Origin of the sequence: Bradyrhizobium sp. SSBR45G (assembly GCF_030159255.1) — a bacterium.
In the GTDB taxonomy this organism is placed as follows: Bacteria; Pseudomonadota; Alphaproteobacteria; order Rhizobiales; family Xanthobacteraceae; genus Bradyrhizobium.
Window position 1 is genome coordinate 52,953 of the sequence record NZ_BSCT01000023.1, and the last position, 20,596, is coordinate 73,548.

Consider the following 20,596-nt stretch of genomic DNA (forward strand, 5'->3'; position numbering starts at 1 on the left):
GATCGGTAACGGATGCGCGAATGGCGAATAGCGAATAGCGAACCGAAGGAACCCTATTCGCTACTCCCTATTCGCAATTCGCTCTCAAGCCTTGCCGCCGGACTCCTTGCGAGTCTGCGCGACCTGCTGGCGGGCATAGACCTGCATCAGTCCGACCTCGTTCGACAAGGTCACGAGCTTGAAGCCCATGTTGATGGCCCGGACTGCGCCGTCGGCGCCGCTGCAATGAATGCCCGGATTGAGCCCGCGCTTGCCGCATTCCTTCACGATCTTCTCGTAGATCTTGAGAATCTCCGGCTCATCGCGATCGAGCTTGGGCACCAGCCCATAGGAGAAGCCGAGGTCGGACGGGCCGATATAGACGCCATCGATGCCTTCGACATCGAGAATGGCTTCCATGTTCTCGACCGCCGTGCGGGTCTCCATCATCGGCAGCAGCACGATCTCGTCATTGGCCGTCTTCTGATACTCGCCCGCGCTGCCATACATGCCCGAGCGGATCGGGCCGTTCGAGCGGACGCCCTTCGGCGGGTATTTGGAGTAGGATACGAGATTGCGCGCTTCCTGCGCTGTGTTGACCATCGGGCAGATCACGCCATAGGCGCCGCCGTCGAGCACCTTGCCGATAATGCCAGGCTCGTTCCACGGCACGCGCACCATCGGCGTGACCGGGTGGCCATGCATGGCCTGGAAGCACTGGACCATCGACAGATAGTCCTGCACTCCGTGCTGCATATCCACGGTGACGCTGTCGAAGCCGCACTGAGCCACGACCTCCGCGGAGAATCCCGAGGGGATCGCAAGCCAGGCATTCACCACCGTCTTGCCTTCGGCCCAGAGCTGCTTGACCTTGTTGTTCGCCACGACTGCGTTTCCTTCCCTGCTAGTCAATTTGATCTGACGTGTTAGAGGTTGTTAACTTTTGCGACCACGGCCGCGTTGCGTAGTCAAGCCGACCGGTGCCAGCCCCGATGACGGCGCGCCGCCCGCGATCGCATCGATATCACACCGCATTGATATCACACCGCATTGATATCACGGCGCATTGAGATCACGATGCCGCCCGCTGGATGCTTGCTTCGCTGACGCCCACCTCGCGCGCCGTGCTCACTATCGCCGCCCAGGTGTCATCCGGCAAGGGCACGCCGTTGGCGGTGCGCTCGGCCCGCGTCCTGCGCTCGGTGTCTCCGGGCACCAGCACCTGATCGACGCCGGCGACGGGCTTGGTCTCCCGGATGAAATCCGTGTAGCGGGTGATCTCGCCATCAAAGAAGTTGGCGGGATCGACCACCTTGGGATCAATGTAGATCGCCAGCATGCCGTTGGCGAAGCGCCGGTTCGCCGAGGTGGCGCCGGTGCCGGTCAAGGCGCCGCCGAGCAGCTCGCAGATGAAGGCCAGCCCCGAGCCCTTGTGCTCGCCGAAAGCCCGGATGGCGCCGGTTCCCTTGGTGTGGTCGCGCGTGCCCTCCATCTCATAAGGGCCGTACAGAACGGACGGATCTTCGCTCAGCGTCCCATCGGCATCGATCAGCGCGCCCTTGGGCAGCTTCTTGCCGCCGCGGCTCGCCACCAGAACCTTGCCTTCGGCGACGATCGAGGTTGCGAAATCCAGCACGATCGGATCCTGCCCCTGGCGCGGAATGCCGACGCAGTACGGCGCCGTCGAGAACCGCTTCTCGACGCCGCCATACGGCGCCACCAACAAAGACCCTGCAGCGGTGACGAAATGGATCGACACCAGCCCCTCGGCGGCGGCCATTTCCGCCCAGTCGCCGACACGGCCGAGATGGCCGGAATTGCGCAGCGCCAGCGCGGCGAGCCCGCTCGTCTTGCACCTGTCGATGCCGATCTTCACCGCCTGCGGCGTCACGGTCTGGCCGTAGCCGAACTTGCCGTCGACGACGACGAGCGACGGTGTGTCCACGACGATCTCAGCCGTCTGGTTGGGCACGATCGATCCCATCTTCTTCCAGCGGATATACACGGGAACACGGATCACGCCGTGACTGTCATGCCCCGTCAGGTTCGCCGTCGTGAGATAGGTCGCGATCCGGCGTGCTTCTTCCGGTGAGGAGTCGGCATGCGCGAAGACGTCTGCGACGAAATCGATGAGGTTATCGACCTTGATGGTGACCATGAGCAGAACTTCCAGTTAACCCGCTTTGGCGTGACCGCCGAGATAGGCGGCGGCGATGGCTTCGTTGCCCCAGAGCTCGTCGGGCTTGCCGCCCAGAACGATACGCCCGGTCTCAAGCACATAGCTGTAGTCGGCGACCGACAATCCCATGCGCGCATTCTGCTCGACCAGCAAGACCGTGGTGGTGCGCCGGATCTCGGAAATGATGCGAAACACGGCCTGCACGATCACCGGTGCCAAGCCCAGCGACGGCTCATCGAGCAGCAAAAGCCGTGGCTTCGCCATCAGGCCACGGGCGACCGCGACCATCTGCAGCTGACCGCCGGACAGCGTCCACCCGAGCGCATTGGAGAAGGCGCGGATGTCCGGAAACAGGTCGAACATCGCGTCCGCCTCGTCGGACAATTGCCGCTTCGGCGCACGCCGGTTCGAGGCCCCGAGCATGATGTTCTCCTTGACCGAAAGCCCGGGAAACACCCTGCGGCCTTCGGGCACATGCGAGATGCCGAGCCGCACGATCGCCTCCGGCCCGAGGCCCGCGATCGACTTGCCGTCGAACAGGATCTCGCCCGCGGCTGGCTTGGCAAGGCCGGAAATCGCCCGCAAGGTGGTCGACTTGCCGGCGCCGTTGGCGCCGAGCAAGGTCACGACCTTGCCCTGCTCGACACTGAAGGAGACGCCGCGCAGCGCCTCGATCTCTCCGTAGCGCACGACGAGGTCGCGAATGTCCAGCAGCGCCATCATTCGCTCCCGAGATAGGCGGAGACGACGTCGGGATGACGCAGCACCGCCATCGACTCGCCGTCCGCGATGCGGCGTCCGAAATTGAGCACGGTGATGTGCTGGGCGGCCTCCGACACCAGCGTCATGTCGTGATCGATGATCAGGATGGTCAGGCCCTGCGCCGCGATCCGCTTGAGCAGCTCATGCAGTTCGAGCTTCTCGGTCGAGTTGAGGCCCGCCGCCGGCTCATCGAGCAGCAGCAGCGTCGGATTCGACGCCAGCGCGCGGGCGATCTCGATCAGGCGCTGATGGCCATAGGAGAAGCTCGTGATCGGCTCGTTGGCGCGGCTGCCGAGGCCGACGAAGGTCAAGGCCTCCATCGCGCGCTCGGTGAGCGCAGCGCCGCCCCCTGCCCCGATCATAGTGTTGCCGGGACGCTCGGCGCCGATCTCGACATTCTCCAGCGCCGTCATCGAGCGGAACAGCCGGATGTTCTGGAACGTGCGGCCGAGGCCTGCGGCCGTCCGCTGATGCGGCGGCATCGTCGTGATGTCGACGCCGTCGAGCAGGATCCGGCCGGACGTCGCCTTGTAGAGACCGGAGAGCACGTTCAGGGTCGTCGTCTTGCCGGACCCGTTGGGTCCGATCAGCGCGTGCACCCCGCCGCGCCTGACCGCGATGTCGACATTGTCGACGGCTTTCAGGCCGCCGAAATGCTTCGCCAGGCCCTGGACTTCCAGCACGATGTCGCCGCCGACCATGGCCGGCTTGAGCTGCAGCGTCTTGGTTGCGGGCGACGTCTTGATCTTGGTGCGCCATTTGTCCAGCGCCGCCGCGACGAAGCCCCAGATGCCATCCGGCATGAAGCGGATGATCAGGATCACGAACAGGCCATAGATCGCCAGATACAGTCCCGGCACGCTCTTCAGGAAGCGCAGCCATTCCGGGATCAGGATCAACAGGCCGGTGCCGATCGCAGAGCCAATCGGCGAGGCCACGCCGCCGAGCAGCGACATCGTCAGGAACACGATCGATTCCGCAAACGAGAACTGGTCCGGGCTGACATAGGCGAAGCCACCCGCGAACAGACCGCCGGCCAGCCCACCCAGCGCGGCACAGATCGCGAAGGCTGAGACCTTGGTCCTGAAGACATCGATGCCGTTGACGCCAGCCGCCAGCTCGTTGTCGCGCACCGCCCGCATCGCGCGGCCGAGCTTGGTATCCGGAAGATGCCAGACCAAATAGCCGACGATGGCCAGCATCGCGACGCAGAAGGCGAGATAGCCCTGCGAGGTCGTAAACAGCGCCGGACGTCCGATCCTGGAGACGCCGTCCGGTCCATGGGTCAGCCAGATCGCGTTGATCATGACCAGCGTGACGATCTGCTGGAACGAGATCGTCACCATCGCGAGATAGTGCCCGCCGAGCCGCAGGGTCGACATGCCCAGGAAGGCTCCCGCCGCGAGCGCCGCGAGGCACCCGGCCACCAGGCACAGCCAATAGTTCATCTGCAGGTCCGTGGTGCCGATGCCGACCGCATAGGCGCCGAAGCCGAAGAACGCCGCCTGCGCCAGGTTGATCTGGCCGCACAGGCCGAGCACCACCGAGAGCCCGAACACCGCGATCGAGAACGTGGTCGCCTGCATCAGGATGTTGAGGACGTAGCCGTCGAACTGCATGCTGGCGGCCAGGGCCACCACGATCGCAGCGGCGATGAAATACGGCGCGTGCCTGACGAACGCAGGCCGCGTGCTGACGGCCGGCGCGGTGGCCGGCATGTTGTCGCTGCCCACGCTCATGCCTTTTCCGCCACGCGTTCGCCGAAGATGCCCTGCGGGCGGAAGACCAGGAAGGCGACCAGCACCAGGAAGGCGAAGCCGTCCTTGTACGGAACCGACACGTAGGCCGCGCCGAATGTTTCGATCACGCCGAGCGCGAGCCCGCCGATGATCGCGCCGGCGACGTCGCCGAAACCGCCGATGATGGTGGCCGCGAACGCCTTCAGCGCGATGGTCGAGCCCATCTGGATCGAGACGAACAGGATCGGCGCCACCAGGATGCCGGCGAGCCCGCCGAGAACAGCTGAATAGATGAAGGTGATCATGATCATGGTGGACACGGAGATGCCGAGCAGCGAGGCCATCTCCTTGTCCTGCGACGTCGCCTGCAGCTTCTTGCCGAGCATGGTGTGCTCGAAGAACCAGTAGTTGAAGATGACGAGCGCGATCGTCACCGCGATGATCAGGAGATACTGGCTGTCGAGATAGACCGGCCCGAGCTGGATGCCGGGCGTCTCGAACCAGCCCTGCAGCACCTGCGGCTGCGGGCCGTAGATCGCCAGCACCGAATTGGCGAGCAGGATGGAGGCGCCGATGGTCGCAATGATCACCGGCAGGTAGGTGCGGTGCCGCAGCGGATAATAGACGCCGAGATTGAAGATGACGCCGAGCAGCGCCATGCCGACCAGCGCGAGCACGAAGGACAGCCAGTACGGCAGCCCCATTTCGACGCACACGACCATCAGATAGGCCGCCACCATCGAGAACTCGCCTTGCGCGAAGTTCACCACATTGGTGGCACGGAAGATCAGCACGAAGCCGAGCGCGACCAGCGCATAGACGGCGCCGATGCCGATGCCCGTAAACAGCAGTTGAAGAACGAGATCCATCACAGACCGACGATGGTGAGAGGAGCCGAAACGCTGGTTGCGCCGAAGGCGACCTCCCCGGCCCCAAGCCGGGGAGGCACGCGTCACGGGTCAGTCGTTGAACTCGATGTGCTTGTCGAAGACGATCGTGCCCTTCTCGTTGCGCACGATATTGTAGCCGTGCAGCCCGTCGCCATTCTGGTCGAAATTATACTCGCCTTCGGCGCCCGGGAACTTCTTGATCGACAGGATGGCCTCGCGGACCTTCACCGGATCGGTGGTGCCGGCCTTGTTGATGCCCGCCGCGAGTACGGTGACGGCGTCATAGGGCCAAGAACTCTGGTTGTCCGGCGCCACCTTGGCAAGCTCGCGATAGGCCTTGCCGAAGGCCTTCGATCCCTCGCTCGACTCCTCGGCATAGTCGGCGACGCCATAGGTCCCGTAGAGCGCCGGGCCTGCGAGCTTCAGGGCCGTGATGTTGACGATCGACGGCGAGCCGACCCAGGGGATGTTGACGCCGAGCTGGCGCAATTGGCGGGCGAAAATGCCGAGATCGTTCTCGAAGGTGAAGTAGGAGCCGAGAATATCGGCGCCGGACTGCTTGATCGCGAGCACAACCGGTGTGAAGTCCTGGCTCTGGTTGGCATAGCCCTGGTCGAGGACCGAGGGAGCACCGAGCTTCTCCAGCGCGGAGCTGAGCGCCTTTCCGCCGGCGGTTCCGAACGCGTCGGTGGAGTGCAGCACGGCCCACTTCTTCTTGCCGAGCACGTTGACGCCGTAATCGGCGATCACGCGTCCGGAGTAGCTGTCATTGGGGCGGAAGCGGAACAGCCACTGGTTGCCCATATGCGTCAGCGTCGGATCGGTCCCGCCGATCATGACGGGCTTGCCGAGCTTCATCACGTCGGGCGAAATCGCATGCACCTGGGTCGAGCGGATCGAGCCGAGGAAAGCCACGATATCCGTCTGCGCGGCGAGCTTGGAGAAGGCCAGCACGATGCCGGGATTGGTGGTCTGGTCGTCCTCGATGATCAGCTCGGCCTGCTTGCCGAGAATACCGCCGGCCTTGTTGACGGCCTCCAGCGCAAGCTTGGCGCCCTTGATCGCGTAGCCGCCGGATTCCGCCGCAGGCCCCGTGACCGGTGCGCACATGCCGATCTTGATGGTCGCGGACTGGGCGCGGGCGCTGGTGACGACGGTGGGGGCTGCAAGGCCGGCGGCGATGCCGGCCGCGAATTCGCGTCTCGTGAGCTTCATCAAGTCCTCCCTGACCGCATTTCTTTGGCGGCTTATTATGTGCTCGGCTTGTTATCTGGCCGTCTGACGTGGTCGTCTCATGTGTTCGGCGTCACTGGCGGACGCGAACCCTCATGCTGTTTAAGGTCTCTTCTGCCATCCGTAAATTGATATCGCGGCAACTTCATAGATCACCACCACTTTCGTCGCCACAAAGGCGACAATCCGGTTACCGGCACCTCCACCCTGCCTAACACCTATGCACGAGCTATGCGTCATCTTCCTACGCTCATGCAAATTTGCACTTACGCGTCGTCGGCCTCGTCGGATGCGCCGAACTGCGCGAGACTGCCCTCCAGCTCCGCGAGCATTTTTTGCAGCGCGGCAAGCTTGCGCGCACCGTAGTGGCTGGCGATCGACGCATAGATGGCCTCGGAGCCCGGCGCGACCTGCGCGATCAACTTCATCCCCTTCGCAGAAATCGACAGCACGCCCCGGCGCATGTCGCGCGCATCGACCTCGCGCTGGATCAGGCCGCGCGCCTCGAGATCGCGCAGGATGCGGGAGAGGCTCGGCCCGAGCAGGAACGCAACCCGCGCCAGCTCCGTCACCTCGATGGAGTCGACCGCGGCCAGCGCGCGCAGGATCCGCCATTGCTGCTCGGTCAGCCCATGTGCGCGCAGATTGGGCCGGAACTGCCGCATGACCGCCTCGCGTGCGCGCAACAATGCCATCGGCAGCGACTGCGAGAAGTCGCGCATCGGCACCTTGCGCGCATCCTTCGCCGCCTGCCTCGCGCCCTTGGCCTTGGTCTCGCTCATCTCACCACCCCGGCCGCCCAAAGATTTGCACTGCAGCAAACGTCGTTTCGATTTGCCCGCGAAAACTTAACATGTTAATCATCCGCCGCCACCTCTTTTCGGAGGGATCCCCTCATGACCAATCCTCTCGTTCGCATGACGAGCGACCAGATTCACAGCTGCGCCCTGCGCCTGGATCAGGCCGAGAAGAGCCGCCGGCAGATCAGGCAGCTCTCCCAGGACTTTCCAGACATCACGATCGCCGATGCCTACGCGATTCAGAAGGCCTGGGTCGACATCAAGGTGAGCGAAGGACGTATCATCAAGGGGCACAAGATCGGGCTGACCTCGAAGGCGATGCAGAGCGCGCTCAACATCGACGAGCCGGATTCCGGCGTGCTGCTCGACGACATGTTCTTTGCCGACGGCGGGATCGTCCCGTCCGACCGCTTCATCGCGACGCGGATCGAGGCGGAGCTCGCCTTCGTCATGAAGCAACGTCTTTCTGGACCGGACTGCACTCTGTTCGACGTGCTCAACGCCACGGATTTCGTGGTGCCGGCGCTGGAGATTCTCGACACAAGGATCGAGCGGGTCGATCCGGAGACCAAGGCCACGCGCAAGATCTTCGACACGATCGCCGACAATGCGGCCAACGCCGGCATCGTCGTCGGCGGCCGGCCGCTGCGGCCTGTTGATGCCGACCTGCGCTGGATCGGTGCGCTCTGTTATAAGAACGGACAACTGGAAGAGACCGGGCTGGCGGCCGGCGTGCTCAACAATCCGGCGACCGCGGTGGCGTGGCTCGCCAACAAGATCGCAGCCCACGGGCTGACGCTGGAGCCGGGCCAGGTGGTGCTGGCGGGCTCCTTCATCCGGCCGATCGAGGCCCGCAAGGGCGATACGATCCAGGCCGACTACGGTCCCTATGGGACGGTGAGCTGCTATTTCGCCTGACGCCTGCTCTGGAGCTGTCGCATCATGCCGCATTTCAGCATCGAATATTCAGCCAATCTCGACTCGCATCTCGACATGGGCGAGGTCTGTGAGATCGTCCGCAAGGCGGCCAGCGAGACCGGCATCTTCCCGATCGGCGGCATCCGTGTGCGCGCCATCCGCTGCGAGCATTATGCCATCGCCGACGGCAAGAGCGACTATGGCTTCTTGGCGATGCTGCTCCGGCTCGGCGAGGGCCGTAACCTCGCCGCACGGCAGAAGGCCGGCGCGCACGTCTTCAACGCGCTTTCTGACCATCTCGATCCCGTGTTCGCCAGCAGCAAGTTCGCGCTGTCCTTCGACATGCAGATCAACGACGCCGCGACCAGCTGGAAACGCAACAACATCCACGACGCCCTGAAAGCGGAGGCATCCCATGGATAAGGCCACTCCCAAAACCGACATCTACAAGGCCAATCTCGACCGTGCCGCGCCCCTGCTCGCGAAGCTGAAGGACGAGGGCATCGGCCACTTCATCGACGGCAAGGTGGTGCCGGCGATATCAGGCGCGACGTTCGAGACGAAATCGCCGATCGACGGCACTGTTCTGGCCAAGGTCGCCCGCGGCAACGCCGAGGACATCGATCGCGCGGCGACGTCGGCGGCACTGGCCTTCAAGTCTTGGCGCGACATGGCGCCGGCGATGCGCCGCAAGCTGCTGCACCGCGTGGCCGACGCGATCGAGGATCACGCCGACGACATCGCGGTGCTCGAATGCATCGACACCGGCCAGGCCTATCGCTTCATGGCCAAGGCCGCGATCCGCGCCGCCGAGAATTTCCGATTCTTTGCCGACAAATGCACCGAGGCGCGCGACGGCCAGAGCACGCCGAGCGACGAGCATTGGAACGTCTCGACGCGGGTGCCGATCGGCCCGGTCGGCGTGATCACGCCGTGGAACACGCCGTTCATGCTGTCGACCTGGAAGATCGCGCCGGCGCTCGCGGCCGGCTGCACGGTCGTGCACAAGCCGGCCGAATGGTCGCCGATCACAGCACTTTGGCTGGCGAAGCTCGCCAAGGACGCCGGCATTCCCGACGGCGTGCTCAATACGGTCCATGGCTTCGGCGAGGACGCCGGCAAGGCGCTGACCGAGCATCAAGCGATCAAGGCGATCGGCTTCGTCGGCGAGAGCTCGACCGGCTCTGCGATCATGGCGCAGGGCGCGCCGACCCTGAAGCGGGTGCATTTCGAACTCGGCGGCAAGAACCCGGTCATCGTGTTCGACGATGCCGACCTCGACCGCGCGCTCGATGCCGTCGTGTTCATGATCTACTCGCTCAACGGCGAGCGCTGCACCTCCTCGAGCCGTCTCCTGGTGCATCAGAGCATCGCCGAGAGTTTCAACGCCAAGCTCGCCGCGCGCGTCCGCGCGCTCAGGGTCGGCCATCCGCTCGATCCCGCGACCGAGATCGGGCCGCTGATCCATGAGCGGCATCTCGCCAAGGTCTGCTCCTATGTCGACATCGCCCGCCAGGACGGCGCGATCGTCGCCGTCGGCGGCAAGCCGTTCGCTGGCCCCGGCGGCGGCCACTACGTCGAGCCCACGCTGGTCACCGGTGCGAGCCAGACGATGCGCGTGGCGCAGGAAGAAGTGTTCGGGCCGTTCCTGACCGTGATCCCGTTCCGCGACGAGGCCGACGCGATCGCGATCGCCAACGACGTGCAATATGGCCTCACCGGCTATGTCTGGACCAACGACATGGGTCGCGCGCTCCGCGTGGCCGACGCGCTCGAAGCCGGCATGATCTGGCTGAACTCGGAGAACGTCCGTCATCTGCCGACCCCGTTCGGCGGCATGAAGGCGTCGGGCATCGGCCGCGACGGCGGCGACTATTCGTTCGACTTCTACATGGAGACCAAGCACGTCTCGCTGGCGCGCGGCACCCACAAGATCCAGCGGCTCGGCGTCTAAGGAGAATAGCCCATGACCTCCCCTCGCCTCGCCACCTACGCCGTCAATGGCGCGGTCCGCTACGGACTCGTGACCGACAACGGCCTCGTCGATCTCTCCGCGCGCTTTGCCAAGGACTATCCGACCCTGCGTGAGGTGATTGCCGCCGGCGCCCTGCGCCAGCTGATCGATGCCGCAGCGGCGCTGTCGCCGGATCACGGCCTCGACGCAATCACCTGGCTGCCGCCGATCCCCTCGCCGGAGAAGATCATCTGCATCGGCGTCAACTATCCCGACCGCAACGCCGAGTACAAGGACGGTCAGGAGGCGCCGAAATATCCCTCGATGTTCATGCGCACGCCGCGCTCCTTCGTCGGTCATGAAACTCCGCTGGTGCGCCCGCGCGCCTCGCCGCAGCTCGACTATGAAGGCGAGCTGGTGCTGATCATCGGCAAGGCCGGCCGGCACATTCCGGAGGCCCAGGCGCTCGATCATATAGCGGCGCTCACGCTGTGCAACGAAGGCACGATCCGTGACTGGGTGCGGCACGCCAAGTTCAACGTCACCCAGGGCAAGAACTTCGACCAGACCGGTAGCCTGGGGCCGTGGCTCGTGCCCTACACCGACGAGAGCCAGATCGCCGTTATCCGGCTAACGACGCGCGTCAATGGCGAGCTGCGTCAGGACGACCGCACGTCGCGGCTGATCTTCGGCTTCCGCTATCTCGTCAACTATATCTCGACCTTCACCACGCTGGTGCCCGGTGACGTGATCGTGACGGGCACGCCGACCGGCGCCGGTGCGCGGTTCGACCCGCCGCGCTATCTCAAGCCGGGCGATGTCATCGAGATCGCGGCCGAAGGTGTCGGCACCCTGCGCAACGGCGTCATCGACGAAGCTCAGTAGAAACGGAAGAACAGCATGACCACCATGACCGGCGGCGAAGCCATCGTCAGCGGGCTCGTCGCCCACGGCGTCGACACCGTGTTCGGCCTGCCCGGCGCACAGGTCTACGGCCTGTTCGACGCCTTCCATCAGGCGCAGCTCAAGGTCGTCGGCGCCCGGCATGAGCAGGCCTGTGGCTACATGGCGTTCGGCTATGCCCGCGCGAGCGGCAAGCCCGGCGTGTTCAGCGTCGTCCCCGGTCCGGGCGTGCTCAACGCCGGTGCCGCGTTGCTCACCGCCTTCGGCTGCAACGAGCCGGTGCTGTGCCTGACGGGCCAGGTGCCTTCAGATTACCTCGGCCGCGGCCGCGGCCATCTGCACGAGATGCCGGACCAGCTCGCGACCCTGCGCAGCTTCGTCAAATGGGCCGAGCGCATCGAATATCCCGACAGCGCGCCGACGCTCGTCTCGCGCGCCTTCCAGGAGATGCTGTCGGGCCGGCGCGGGCCGGCCGCACTGGAAATGCCGTGGGATGTCTTCACGCAGAAGGCTGCAACATCAGCCGCGAAGCCGCTGGGCGAGTTCACGCCGCCACAGCCCGATCCCGACCGCATTGCCAAGGCCGCCGCGCTGATCACGGCTGCGAAGGCGCCGATGATCTTCGTGGGCTCGGGCGCGATCGAGGCGCGCGAGGAGATTCTCGAGCTCGCCGAGATGATCGACGCGCCGGTGGTTGCCTTCCGCTCGGGGCGCGGCATCGTCTCCAATGCGCATGAGCTCGGGCTCACCATGGCCGCGGCCTACAAGCTCTGGCCAACCACGGACCTAATGATCGGCATCGGCACCCGGATGGAGCTGCCGACCACGTTCCGCTGGCCGTTCAAGCCGGACGGATTGAAGTCGATCCGCATCGACATCGATCCCGTCGAGATGCGGCGCCTGATCGTCGATGCCGGCATCGTCGCCGATGCCGAGGCCGGCACGGCCGCGCTGGCCGCCGCCGTCAGCAAGGCAGGCTATCGCAAGACGTCCGGCCGTCGCGCCGCGATCCGCGAGGCCAGCGCTGCGACCTTGCAGGAGATCCAGAAAGTGCAGCCGCAGATGGCCTATCTGAACGTGCTGCGCGAGGTGCTGCCGCACGACGCCATCGTCACCGATGAATTGTCACAGGTCGGCTTCGCCTCCTGGTACGGCTTCCCGGTCTACGAGCCGCGCACCTTCATCACCTCAGGCTATCAGGGCACGCTCGGCGCGGGCTTCCCGACCGCGCTGGGCGCCAAGGTCGCGCATCCCGACAAGCCTGTGGTCGCCATCACCGGCGATGGCGGCTTCATGTTCGCCGTGCAGGAGCTGGCGACCGCCGTGCAGTACAACATCGGCGTGGTCACGCTGGTGTTCAACAACAACGCCTATGGCAATGTCCGGCGCGACCAGCGCGAGCGCTTCGACGGCCGCGTCGTTGCCTCCGATCTCGTCAATCCAGATTTCGTCAAGCTCGCGGAATCCTTCGGCGTCGCCGCCAGCCGCGTCACGTCACCCGATCAGTTCAGATCGACGCTCGAAAAAGCGCTGGCGCATGGCGGCCCCTATCTGATCGACATCGAGGTGCCCCGCGACTCCGAGGTGTCGCCCTGGGCCTTCATCCATCCGGCGAAGCCTGCGGGGGTTTGATCGACCCTACGGCGGGGACGCCTGCCGTCCCTGCAATCCCGCCGCGGCCATCGCCAACAGGCCGGCGCCGGCGACGAGCCAGCATGCGACCGGCGCCCACTGCACCAGCGGCGCATAGTCGGGCAGCTTCTGCAGGCCGCCGGCGACGGCGGCGATCCGCGCGAACGTGGCCAGCGCGAGCGCCGAGAACACCAGCCCGGTCACCTTGCCCTCCGCGCCGGTCGATCCGATCGCCAGCGCCGCCGAGATCGCGCTCATCATCATGCAGCCCCAGGCCGCGCCGGCGATGAACTGCGCCACGATCAGCACGGTCAGCGCGCCGGCAAGCTCGGCGATGACGATCGCGATCGCGCCGAGCAGGCCGGCGATGCCCATCACGATCAGCCCGCCACGATGCTTCACCACCACGCTGGCCGGAAACAGCACGAGGTTGAAGCCGATCCAGAACACCGGCATCAGCCAGGACAGATCCTCCGGCTTGGCGAAGCGGAGATAGAACGCCGAGCTGTTGATGCTGAAATGCAGCTGATAGCCGAGCGCGAGGATCACCATGGCGCCGATGAACAACAGCGGCAGTCCCCGCAGCGGCTTCGGCTCGGCGGGTGCTGTGACCGGCTTTGCCGCCAAGCCGCCAACCTGCGCGATCCGCGACACGCCGAGCGCCGTCAGCAGCAGCACGGCCGAGGAGATGATGAACGGCAGCCGCGGATCATAGTCGCGCATGACCACGCCGAGATAGGGCGACACCGCGCCGGCGACACCATAGCCGAGCATCACCAGCGCCGTGAGAAACGGCACGGCAGGCCGCGCCGCGTGGCGCCCGAGCAGGGTCAAAGGCGGCGCCCGCAGCACCGAGGAGGTCAGCGCCCAGATCGCGATCAGCCCGATGAAGACGGCTGGGCTGACCGATCCGGCCACGAACGGCAGCGCGACAAACGTACAGCATGAGACGGCAGTCACGAGGCCAATGAAGAGGCCGAAGCGGCCAGCGATCCGCCCGAGCCGGTCCGCGGCGATTCCCATCGCCGTATCTGCGAGCGTGAAAATCGCCTGGTCCAGCATCAGGATCAGAATGACGGCGGAGGGCGCGATGCCCGCCTCAGCCGCGAGCTTGGGCAGATAGATCACGTAGGTGGTCCACAGCAGGCTGAACACCAGCTGCAACAGCGCCAGATGAAGTCCGAGACGCGTCGCCGCCGGCGCCCGCTCCTCCGCAAGTTCGACAGTGCTCATGGCCCCTCTCCCAGGCGCAGCATAGAGCCAGGGATTGCCGTTGCAAAATGAGGAAGATCACACAGCGGCCATAACTACCGCGCGCGGCGAAACGTCAGGTTGATGCGCTGGCGGCCGAGCAACACATGCTCGCCGTCGGCGAGCGGGGCTATGCCGTGAAAGGCGAGCCGCGCCGGGCCGCCCCACACGACGACGTCGCCATGCACCAGCCGATAGCGCTGCGTCTTGTCGGTCCGCTTGAGGCCGCCGAACAGGAAGGTGGCGGGCAGGCCCAGCGATACCGAGACGATCGGCGCGCCCAGATCCTGCTCGTCGCGGTCCTGATGCAGCGACATCTTTGCACCGGGCTCATAGCGGTTGATCAGGCACGCATCCGGCGCGAAGCCGGCAAAGCCGGCGTCGCTTGCGGCTTGCTCGGCGAGTTGCCGAAGCAGCGGCGGCATCGCCGGCCAGGGCTGGCCGCTGTCCGGATCAACAGCATCGTAGCGATAGCCGGTCCGGTCCGTGACCCAGCCACACGATCCGCAACTCGTCATCGCCACCGACATCTGATGGCCGCCAGGAGTCACCATGCGGCGGAACGGCGCCTGCGCGGCGATCGTCTCGATCACCGCAATCAGCTCCGCCTGCTGTGACCGCGCGAAGCCGCGCAACAGCATCGCGCCGGGCGCGAGCTGCTCGCGCGGCGGACCGGCGCTATTCAGTCCATCGAACAGATCAGCCGTCATGCCCCTCACTTCGCATCGTGAAAGATCACGCCGAGCGTATGCCGCCGTCCGCGGCGGAGACGGCTGACGCCGTGACGCATGTTGACGCGGTAGCTGCCGCGCGTGCCCTGCACCGGGCGATTGTGGACCGCGAACACCACGGCGTCGCCCTGCCTGAGCGGCACGACTTCGGCGCGCGACTGCATGCGCGGCCGCTGCTCGGTCAGCACGAACTCGCCGCCCTCGAAATCGCGCCCCGGTTCGGACAAGAGGATCGCGACCTGCAGCGGAAACACGTGCTCGCCATAGAGGTCCTGGTGCAGGCAGTTGTAGTCGCCCTCGACATATTGCAGCAGCAGCGGCGTCGGCCTGGTCTGGCCGGCCTGATGACAGCGCGCGAGGAAGTCGGCGTGCTCGCTGGGGTATCGAACATCGATCCCCATCGTCGCGTTCCAGCGATTGGCGATTCCCACCAGACGCGCATAGAGCAGCGGCCGCAGCCGCGCGATCGGCTCCGGTAAGGGATAACTGAAATACTTGTACTCGCCGCGCCCAAACCCGTGCCGCGCCATGATGACGCGGCTGCGGAAGTGGCTGTCGTCCGGATAGAGGGAGGCCAGCGCACGGCACTCCTCGGGCGAGACCAGTTGCGGCAACACCGCACAGCCGCCGGCATCGAGGTCGCGTTCGACCATCGCCCAATCGATTGCATCGATCCCGGTGGCGGCGGGAGAATCGAGATCTGGCATTGCGTGTTTGAGTCTGGCCATAAGATTGATCCCAGCTGTCATTCCGGGGCGTTGCGAAGCAACCAGCCCGGAATCCATACTCACGATCGTGGTTATGGATTCCGGGCCTGCGCGCAAGGGCGCGCATCCCGGAATGACGAGGGTGTGACAGAAGGGGGAGCGACGGCCACCCGTTTCCTGGACATTCTCGCCTCATGGCGGCGGAACGATCCATTGAACCGGAGCGCCTTGGACGGAACCAATCGTCTAACGATGCAGTATCCACGCCCCAAGCAGCTTTTGATTCTGTTCGGCAAGTCCGTTCTTGCCATGGCGTCGCTCGCCGTCGTGCTGCTGCTCTACGCCGAAGGCTATGTGATCTGGTACTTCGAATACGGCCTCGGACTCCCCACAGAGAGCCGGCTTGCGGCTCTCCCGACGACAGGTCCGCTCTGTTCGGCGAACCCGGGAAGCTCCTATGTGCCGCTCTCGGAGATTCCGCCTCTGGTCCGGAACGCGGTCCTCGCCTCTCTGGACCGTGACTTCTACGAACGACGGTCGATCGGCCCGCTGGCCCGGCTCACATCCAATGTTGTGTCCGGTCGTCGGCCGGGCAATTCGAGCATCATCGACGCGGTCAGCCGGCAGTGTCTTTCGACGCTGGTTCCGGGCTGCTGCGGGCCGCAGCTCGAATGGCAGTTCGGCACACTGGTCTTCATGGGCCGTATCGAGCGCACGTTCACGCGCGATCGCATTCTGGAGGCCTATCTGAACAACGCCCATCTCGGCCGCAAATCCTTTGGTGTTGCATCCGCGGCCAACGCCTATTTCGATAAATCGCTTGCAAGCCTCGACGTCAGCGAAATCGCCTTTCTCGTCGCGCGCTTTCGCACGCCATACTTGAGGACTCATATTCAGGAGCGTCGCGACGTTGCCATCGACACCATGCTGTCGGCCGGTCTCATCGACCAGGCCCAGGCCACCGCGGCCAAAGCTGCGCCACTTCCTCCGATCGATGGCCCGCCACGCAATCCCTGATCATCCCTCCCGTTCAATGAAGTCTCGCGGAACCCAGAATGAATGGCCAGTGCAGCGAGTGCCGTCGGCGTCTTCGACGATCGTACTGAAGCCAAGCCAGTAGTAGCCATAAGGGTCGACTTCACTGACCACGCATGATTGGCCAATGAAGCCGCGCATCTCCGTTTGCTCGTTCGCAGGCAAATCATGCACCAGCCAATCAGGCAGGCCGAGCAGCCTCACACGATCCCCAACCAGAATGTCATTCGACACCGGAGCAACCTCCCGGTCGGCTCAGCCCCGCACCACGCCCTCGATCCCCGCCGCGATCTCCAGCAGCTTGCGGTCGTTGCCGCCGGACTGCGCCAGCATCAGGCCGACCGGCACCTCGCCATGGCGGTGCGCCGGCAGCGAGATCGCGCAGCCGTCGATCATGTTGATGAAGGTGCAATTGCGCAAAGCGCGGATGTTTTCGCGGGCGAAGGCCTGGTCGTCGGCGAGATCGGCGATTTTTGGCGGCGTGTTGGCGGTGGTCGGCATGACCAGCGCATCATAGGGCGCGATCCGCGCCGCTGCGCGCGTGACCAGCGAGCGACGCGCATTGAGCATCTCGATGTAGTCGGGCACCGTGATCGCCTCGCCGCGCAGGATGCGGACGGAGACGCGGGGATCGTAGACGTCGCCCTTGGCTGTCAGCAGGAAGCGATGCCAGGCGTAGCTCTCGGCGGCTGCAAAGCCGCCCTTCGCACCGATGATGCCGACGTCGAGGAACTCGGGAAACGCGATGCGCTCGATCAGCGCGCCCTGCTTCGCCAAAGTCTCCAGCGCCCGCTCGAAGGTCGCGGCGACCTCGGCATCGAGCTCGTCGAGCACGATCGTGGTGGGCACCGCGAGCCGCAGGCCCTTCACCGGCCGCGCGGCGAGCGGCCGGATCGGCTCGTCGGCCAGTACGGAGTCTAGGACGGCACAGCACGCGACGGTGTTGGCGAGCGGACCGAAACTGTCGAGCGTGGACGACAGCGGCACGCCGCCGTCGAGCGGCACGCGGGACTGCGTCGGCTTGTAACCCGTGATGCCGTTGAAGGCGGCGGGGATGCGGCAGGAGCCGCCGGTGTCGGTGCCGAGCGCGCCATAGGCCATGCGGTCGGCGATCGAGACCGCGGCGCCCGACGACGAGCCGCCGGGCACATGGCCGACCTCGCGCTTCCAGGCGCTCTTCGGCGTGCCGTAGTGCGGATTGATGCCGATGCCGGAATAGGCGAACTCGGTCATGTTGGTGCGGCCGATCACGACGAAGCCGGCCCGGCGCAGCCGCGCCACGACCGGCGCATCGGCGTCAGCCGGCGCCGAATCCTCCAGCGCCCGCGAGCCGGCGCGGGTCACCTGGCCCTTGATGTCGAACAGGTCCTTGATCGACACCGGAATGCCGGCATAGGGCGACGGCGCCGCATTGGCCTTGCGCAGCGCATCCATGCCGTCGGCGGCCGCCAGTGCCGCCGCCTTGTCGACATGGATGAAGGCGCGCTGGCCTTCGCCGGCCGGGTCAGCGATCCGCGCGAGACACGCCTCGACCAGCTGGCGCGACGTGTTACGGCCGGCGGCGAGATCGTCGGCCAGCGCGGCCAGGGTCGGATTTGCAGTGGTCATGGCGTCCTATCGCATGTCTGCGGCATCGGCCGCGAGTTCCAGATCGAGCAGCGCGGAGCTCAGCGATTTGCCGTGCGCATCCAGCGCCAGCGAGCGGGTCACCCCGCCGCCGAGCGCCCGGCTCATCACGAAGTTCAGCGCCGCAATGTTGGGCAGCTCATAGCGGACCACCTCGCCCTGGACAATGCCGGCAAAGTGCGCCCTGACCCGCTCGGCGGTCACTTGCGCCAGCAGCAGCGGGTAGTGCTTGGAGTCGTAGGCGATCACCGAGATGTTCGAGGTGTCCCCTTTGTCGCCGGTCCTGGAATGGGCGATGTCGCGCAGCTTCATCTCGGCTCCGTTCGTGCAGCCCTATCAAAGACCAATTTTCATCAGGCGGCAATTGCGGTCCGAACACCTCTGCACACGCCGGAGAGCCGCATGCGCGGCGTGATGGACCGTTGACGCGTCTGCGTCAAATGGCGCACACAAGTGACAAATGCGCGGGCGAAAGGCCCCGCCGCAGGGAGGCAAAGGGATGGCCGAGGCCAAGCGCGCACGCCCCAAACCGACACCCGAGACGCAGCATTTCTGGGACGGCACCAAGGCCGGCGAACTCAGGCTGCAGCGCTGCGACGCCTGCGCGCACGTCTACTTCCCGCCGCGTCCGTTCTGTCCATCCTGCGCCAGCCGCAAGGTCAGCGTCTTCAAGGCGAGCGGCAAAGGCACGTTGTACAGTTACGTCATCAACCATCGTCCCGCCGCTCCCGGCTTCACGCCGCCTTATGCGATTGCTGTCGTCGCGCTCGAAGAAGGGCCGCGCCTGATGAGCAACATCACCGGATGCCCGCAGACGCCCGAGGCGCTGGAGCTCGACATGGCGCTCGAAGTCACCTTCGAGGCGCTCGACGAACAGATCACCCTGCCCCTGTTCCGGCCGGCGAAAGGGTAACGCGATGCGTCGAAATCAGGTCGCCGTGGTCGGCGCCGCCGAGACCACCGAGCTCGGCATCATCCCCACGATGTCGCAGATCCAGCTGCATGCAGACGCGGCGCTGAACGCGATTGCGGATGCAGGTCTCAAGCTCTCGGACATCGACGGCTTCGCCACCGCGGTCGAGACGCCGCAGCAGATATGCCATTATCTCGGCATTGCGCCGACCTGGGTCGACGGCACCTCGGTCGGCGGCTGCTCCTTCATGCTCCATGTCCGGCACGCGGCGGCAGCCATCGAGGCCGGTCTGTGCAAGACCGTTCTGATCACCCATGCCGAAAGCGGCAAGTCGATGATCGGCAAGCAGCCGCGTTCGATCGCACCGGACAGCCTGCAGGGCCAGTTCGAGGCGCCGTTCGGCGTGTACGGGCCGCCCAGCATGTTCCCGATCCCCGTGCTGCGCTACATGAAAACCTACGGCATCACCCATGAGCAGCTCGCCATGGTCGCCGTGGTGCAGCGCGAATGGGCGGCGAAGAATCCGCGCGCGATGATGAAGGACCCGATCACGGTCGACGACGTGCTCAACTCGCGCATGATCGCCTACCCGTTCCGCCTGCTGCAATGCTGCCTCGTCACCGACGGCGGCGGCGCGCTGATCCTCACCTCGGCCGATCGCGCCAAGGATTTTCCGCAGAAGCCCGTCTACATCCTCGGCACCGGCGAGAGCGTGGAGACGCCGATGGTCAGCCAGATGGAGACGTTCAATTCGTCTCGCGCCTTCAAGGTCGCCGGCCCCCTCGCCTTCAAGGAGGCCGGCATCAACCATGCCGACGTCGACCACCTCATGATCTACGACGCGTTCGCGCATCTGCCGCTGTTCGGGCTCGGCGATCTCGGCTTCATGCCGCATGAGGAGACCGGGCCATTCATCGCGGCAGGCCACACGCGGCCCGGCGGCAAGCTGCCGCTCAACACCAATGGCGGCGGCCTGTCCTACATGCATTCGGGCATGTACGGCATGTATGCACTGCAGGAGAGCGTGCGCCAGATGCGCGGCATCGCGCCGGCGCAGGTCCCCAATGCCAAGATCTCGGTCTGCCACGGCGTCGGCGGCATGTTCGCCGCATCGGGCACGATCATCTTTACGAACGAGAGGTAACAGCGCTCATTATTCCCGGTCGCGCTCTTCCCTTCTTCGTCATGGCCGGGCTTGTCCCGGCCATCCACGCCGTCCAGCGCCCTCGGAACGACGTGGATGCCCGGGACAAGCCCGGGCATGACGGAGCAAAATATTGGCGGACAATCCTGCCGCGCTGACCAGTCGCTTCAATGCAATAGCCTTGCCGCAAGCGGGGCGAG

Annotated in this window: 21 protein-coding genes; 8 read left to right on the forward strand and 13 right to left on the reverse strand. The window is 65.4% G+C overall.

Annotated elements, in window-relative coordinates; all coding sequences use genetic code 11:
• Positions 1-84: 84 nt before the first annotated feature.
• From QQL87_RS23925 to hpaR, 7 genes are all read right to left on the reverse strand, one after another.
• The gene (locus tag QQL87_RS23925) at positions 85-864 is read right to left on the reverse strand and encodes an HpcH/HpaI aldolase family protein (RefSeq protein ID WP_284421197.1); all 780 of its coding nucleotides are present in this window, start codon (positions 862-864) and stop codon (positions 85-87) included.
• Between the two features lie 187 nt (positions 865-1,051).
• The gene (locus QQL87_RS23930) at positions 1,052-2,137 is read right to left on the reverse strand and encodes a malate/lactate/ureidoglycolate dehydrogenase (protein WP_284421198.1); all 1,086 of its coding nucleotides are present in this window, start codon (positions 2,135-2,137) and stop codon (positions 1,052-1,054) included.
• A gap of 15 nt (positions 2,138-2,152) precedes the next feature.
• Complete coding sequence (locus QQL87_RS23935; RefSeq protein ID WP_284421199.1) at positions 2,153-2,878, reverse strand: ABC transporter ATP-binding protein; 726 nt, start codon at positions 2,876-2,878, stop codon at positions 2,153-2,155.
• The gene (locus QQL87_RS23940) at positions 2,878-4,659 is read right to left on the reverse strand and encodes a branched-chain amino acid ABC transporter ATP-binding protein/permease (protein ID WP_284421200.1); all 1,782 of its coding nucleotides are present in this window, start codon (positions 4,657-4,659) and stop codon (positions 2,878-2,880) included. The genes QQL87_RS23935 and QQL87_RS23940 overlap by 1 nt, the downstream gene beginning before the upstream one ends.
• Positions 4,656-5,528: a branched-chain amino acid ABC transporter permease gene (locus QQL87_RS23945; protein ID WP_231326311.1), complete on the reverse strand. Its 873-nt coding sequence runs from the start codon at positions 5,526-5,528 to the stop codon at positions 4,656-4,658. Before QQL87_RS23945 ends, QQL87_RS23940 begins: the two co-directional genes overlap by 4 nt.
• A 90-nt stretch (positions 5,529-5,618) precedes the next feature.
• Positions 5,619-6,764, reverse strand: a complete 1,146-nt coding sequence (locus QQL87_RS23950; protein WP_284421202.1) for an ABC transporter substrate-binding protein — start codon at positions 6,762-6,764, stop codon at positions 5,619-5,621.
• A gap of 284 nt (positions 6,765-7,048) precedes the next feature.
• Complete coding sequence (hpaR, locus tag QQL87_RS23955) at positions 7,049-7,564, reverse strand: homoprotocatechuate degradation operon regulator HpaR (protein WP_284421203.1); 516 nt, start codon at positions 7,562-7,564, stop codon at positions 7,049-7,051.
• A gap of 135 nt (positions 7,565-7,699) precedes the next feature.
• On the opposite strand from hpaR, the gene hpaH reads away from it, so the two are divergent.
• The 5 genes from hpaH to QQL87_RS23980 are packed head-to-tail and all read left to right on the forward strand — an operon-like array spanning position 7,700 to position 12,989.
• Positions 7,700-8,500, forward strand: coding sequence for a 2-oxo-hept-4-ene-1,7-dioate hydratase (gene hpaH / locus QQL87_RS23960; protein ID WP_502871208.1), 801 nt, complete (start codon positions 7,700-7,702; stop codon positions 8,498-8,500).
• Positions 8,501-8,524: 24 nt separating this feature from the next.
• A complete protein-coding gene (locus QQL87_RS23965) occupies positions 8,525-8,923 on the forward strand; it encodes a 5-carboxymethyl-2-hydroxymuconate Delta-isomerase (RefSeq protein ID WP_284421205.1) in 399 nt (132 codons plus the stop codon).
• Complete coding sequence (gene hpaE / locus QQL87_RS23970; RefSeq protein ID WP_284421206.1) at positions 8,916-10,454, forward strand: 5-carboxymethyl-2-hydroxymuconate semialdehyde dehydrogenase; 1,539 nt, start codon at positions 8,916-8,918, stop codon at positions 10,452-10,454. Before QQL87_RS23965 ends, hpaE begins: the two co-directional genes overlap by 8 nt.
• Positions 10,455-10,466: 12 nt before the next feature.
• Complete coding sequence (locus QQL87_RS23975) at positions 10,467-11,339, forward strand: fumarylacetoacetate hydrolase family protein (RefSeq protein WP_284421207.1); 873 nt, start codon at positions 10,467-10,469, stop codon at positions 11,337-11,339.
• 15 nt (positions 11,340-11,354) lie between these two features.
• Positions 11,355-12,989 carry a thiamine pyrophosphate-dependent enzyme gene (locus QQL87_RS23980; RefSeq protein WP_284421208.1) on the forward strand — a complete coding sequence of 545 codons (1,635 nt, stop codon included), beginning with the start codon at positions 11,355-11,357 and terminating at the stop codon, positions 12,987-12,989.
• Positions 12,990-12,995: 6 nt separating this feature from the next.
• Here the strand turns inward: QQL87_RS23980 and QQL87_RS23985 are convergent, their stop codons facing one another.
• The 3 genes from QQL87_RS23985 to QQL87_RS23995 form a co-directional block, all read right to left on the reverse strand.
• Positions 12,996-14,222, reverse strand: coding sequence for an MFS transporter (locus tag QQL87_RS23985; protein ID WP_284421209.1), 1,227 nt, complete (start codon positions 14,220-14,222; stop codon positions 12,996-12,998).
• Positions 14,223-14,296: 74 nt separating this feature from the next.
• Positions 14,297-14,950 carry a DNA oxidative demethylase AlkB gene (gene alkB / locus QQL87_RS23990; protein WP_284421210.1) on the reverse strand — a complete coding sequence of 218 codons (654 nt, stop codon included), beginning with the start codon at positions 14,948-14,950 and terminating at the stop codon, positions 14,297-14,299.
• 5 nt (positions 14,951-14,955) lie between these two features.
• Complete coding sequence (locus QQL87_RS23995; protein ID WP_284421211.1) at positions 14,956-15,699, reverse strand: 2OG-Fe(II) oxygenase; 744 nt, start codon at positions 15,697-15,699, stop codon at positions 14,956-14,958.
• Between the two features lie 231 nt (positions 15,700-15,930).
• Here QQL87_RS23995 and QQL87_RS24000 point away from each other — a divergent pair, with 231 nt between their 5' ends.
• Positions 15,931-16,695: a transglycosylase domain-containing protein gene (locus QQL87_RS24000; protein WP_284421212.1), complete on the forward strand. Its 765-nt coding sequence runs from the start codon at positions 15,931-15,933 to the stop codon at positions 16,693-16,695.
• Here QQL87_RS24000 and QQL87_RS24005 read toward each other — a convergent pair whose 3' ends face one another.
• The 3 genes from QQL87_RS24005 to QQL87_RS24015 are packed head-to-tail and all read right to left on the reverse strand — an operon-like array spanning position 16,696 to position 18,651.
• The gene (locus QQL87_RS24005) at positions 16,696-16,947 is read right to left on the reverse strand and encodes a hypothetical protein (protein WP_284421213.1); all 252 of its coding nucleotides are present in this window, start codon (positions 16,945-16,947) and stop codon (positions 16,696-16,698) included.
• A gap of 21 nt (positions 16,948-16,968) precedes the next feature.
• Entirely contained in the window at positions 16,969-18,321 is a 1,353-nt protein-coding gene (locus tag QQL87_RS24010) for an amidase (protein WP_284421214.1), read from the reverse strand.
• Positions 18,322-18,327: 6 nt separating this feature from the next.
• Positions 18,328-18,651: an AtuA-related protein gene (locus QQL87_RS24015; RefSeq protein ID WP_284421215.1), complete on the reverse strand. Its 324-nt coding sequence runs from the start codon at positions 18,649-18,651 to the stop codon at positions 18,328-18,330.
• Positions 18,652-18,838: 187 nt separating this feature from the next.
• On the opposite strand from QQL87_RS24015, the gene QQL87_RS24020 reads away from it, so the two are divergent.
• Both QQL87_RS24020 and QQL87_RS24025 read left to right on the forward strand, forming a co-directional pair.
• The gene (locus QQL87_RS24020; protein ID WP_012043080.1) at positions 18,839-19,252 is read left to right on the forward strand and encodes a Zn-ribbon domain-containing OB-fold protein; all 414 of its coding nucleotides are present in this window, start codon (positions 18,839-18,841) and stop codon (positions 19,250-19,252) included.
• Between the two features lie 4 nt (positions 19,253-19,256).
• Positions 19,257-20,396: a thiolase C-terminal domain-containing protein gene (locus tag QQL87_RS24025; RefSeq protein WP_284421216.1), complete on the forward strand. Its 1,140-nt coding sequence runs from the start codon at positions 19,257-19,259 to the stop codon at positions 20,394-20,396.
• Positions 20,397-20,596: the final 200 nt, after the last annotated feature.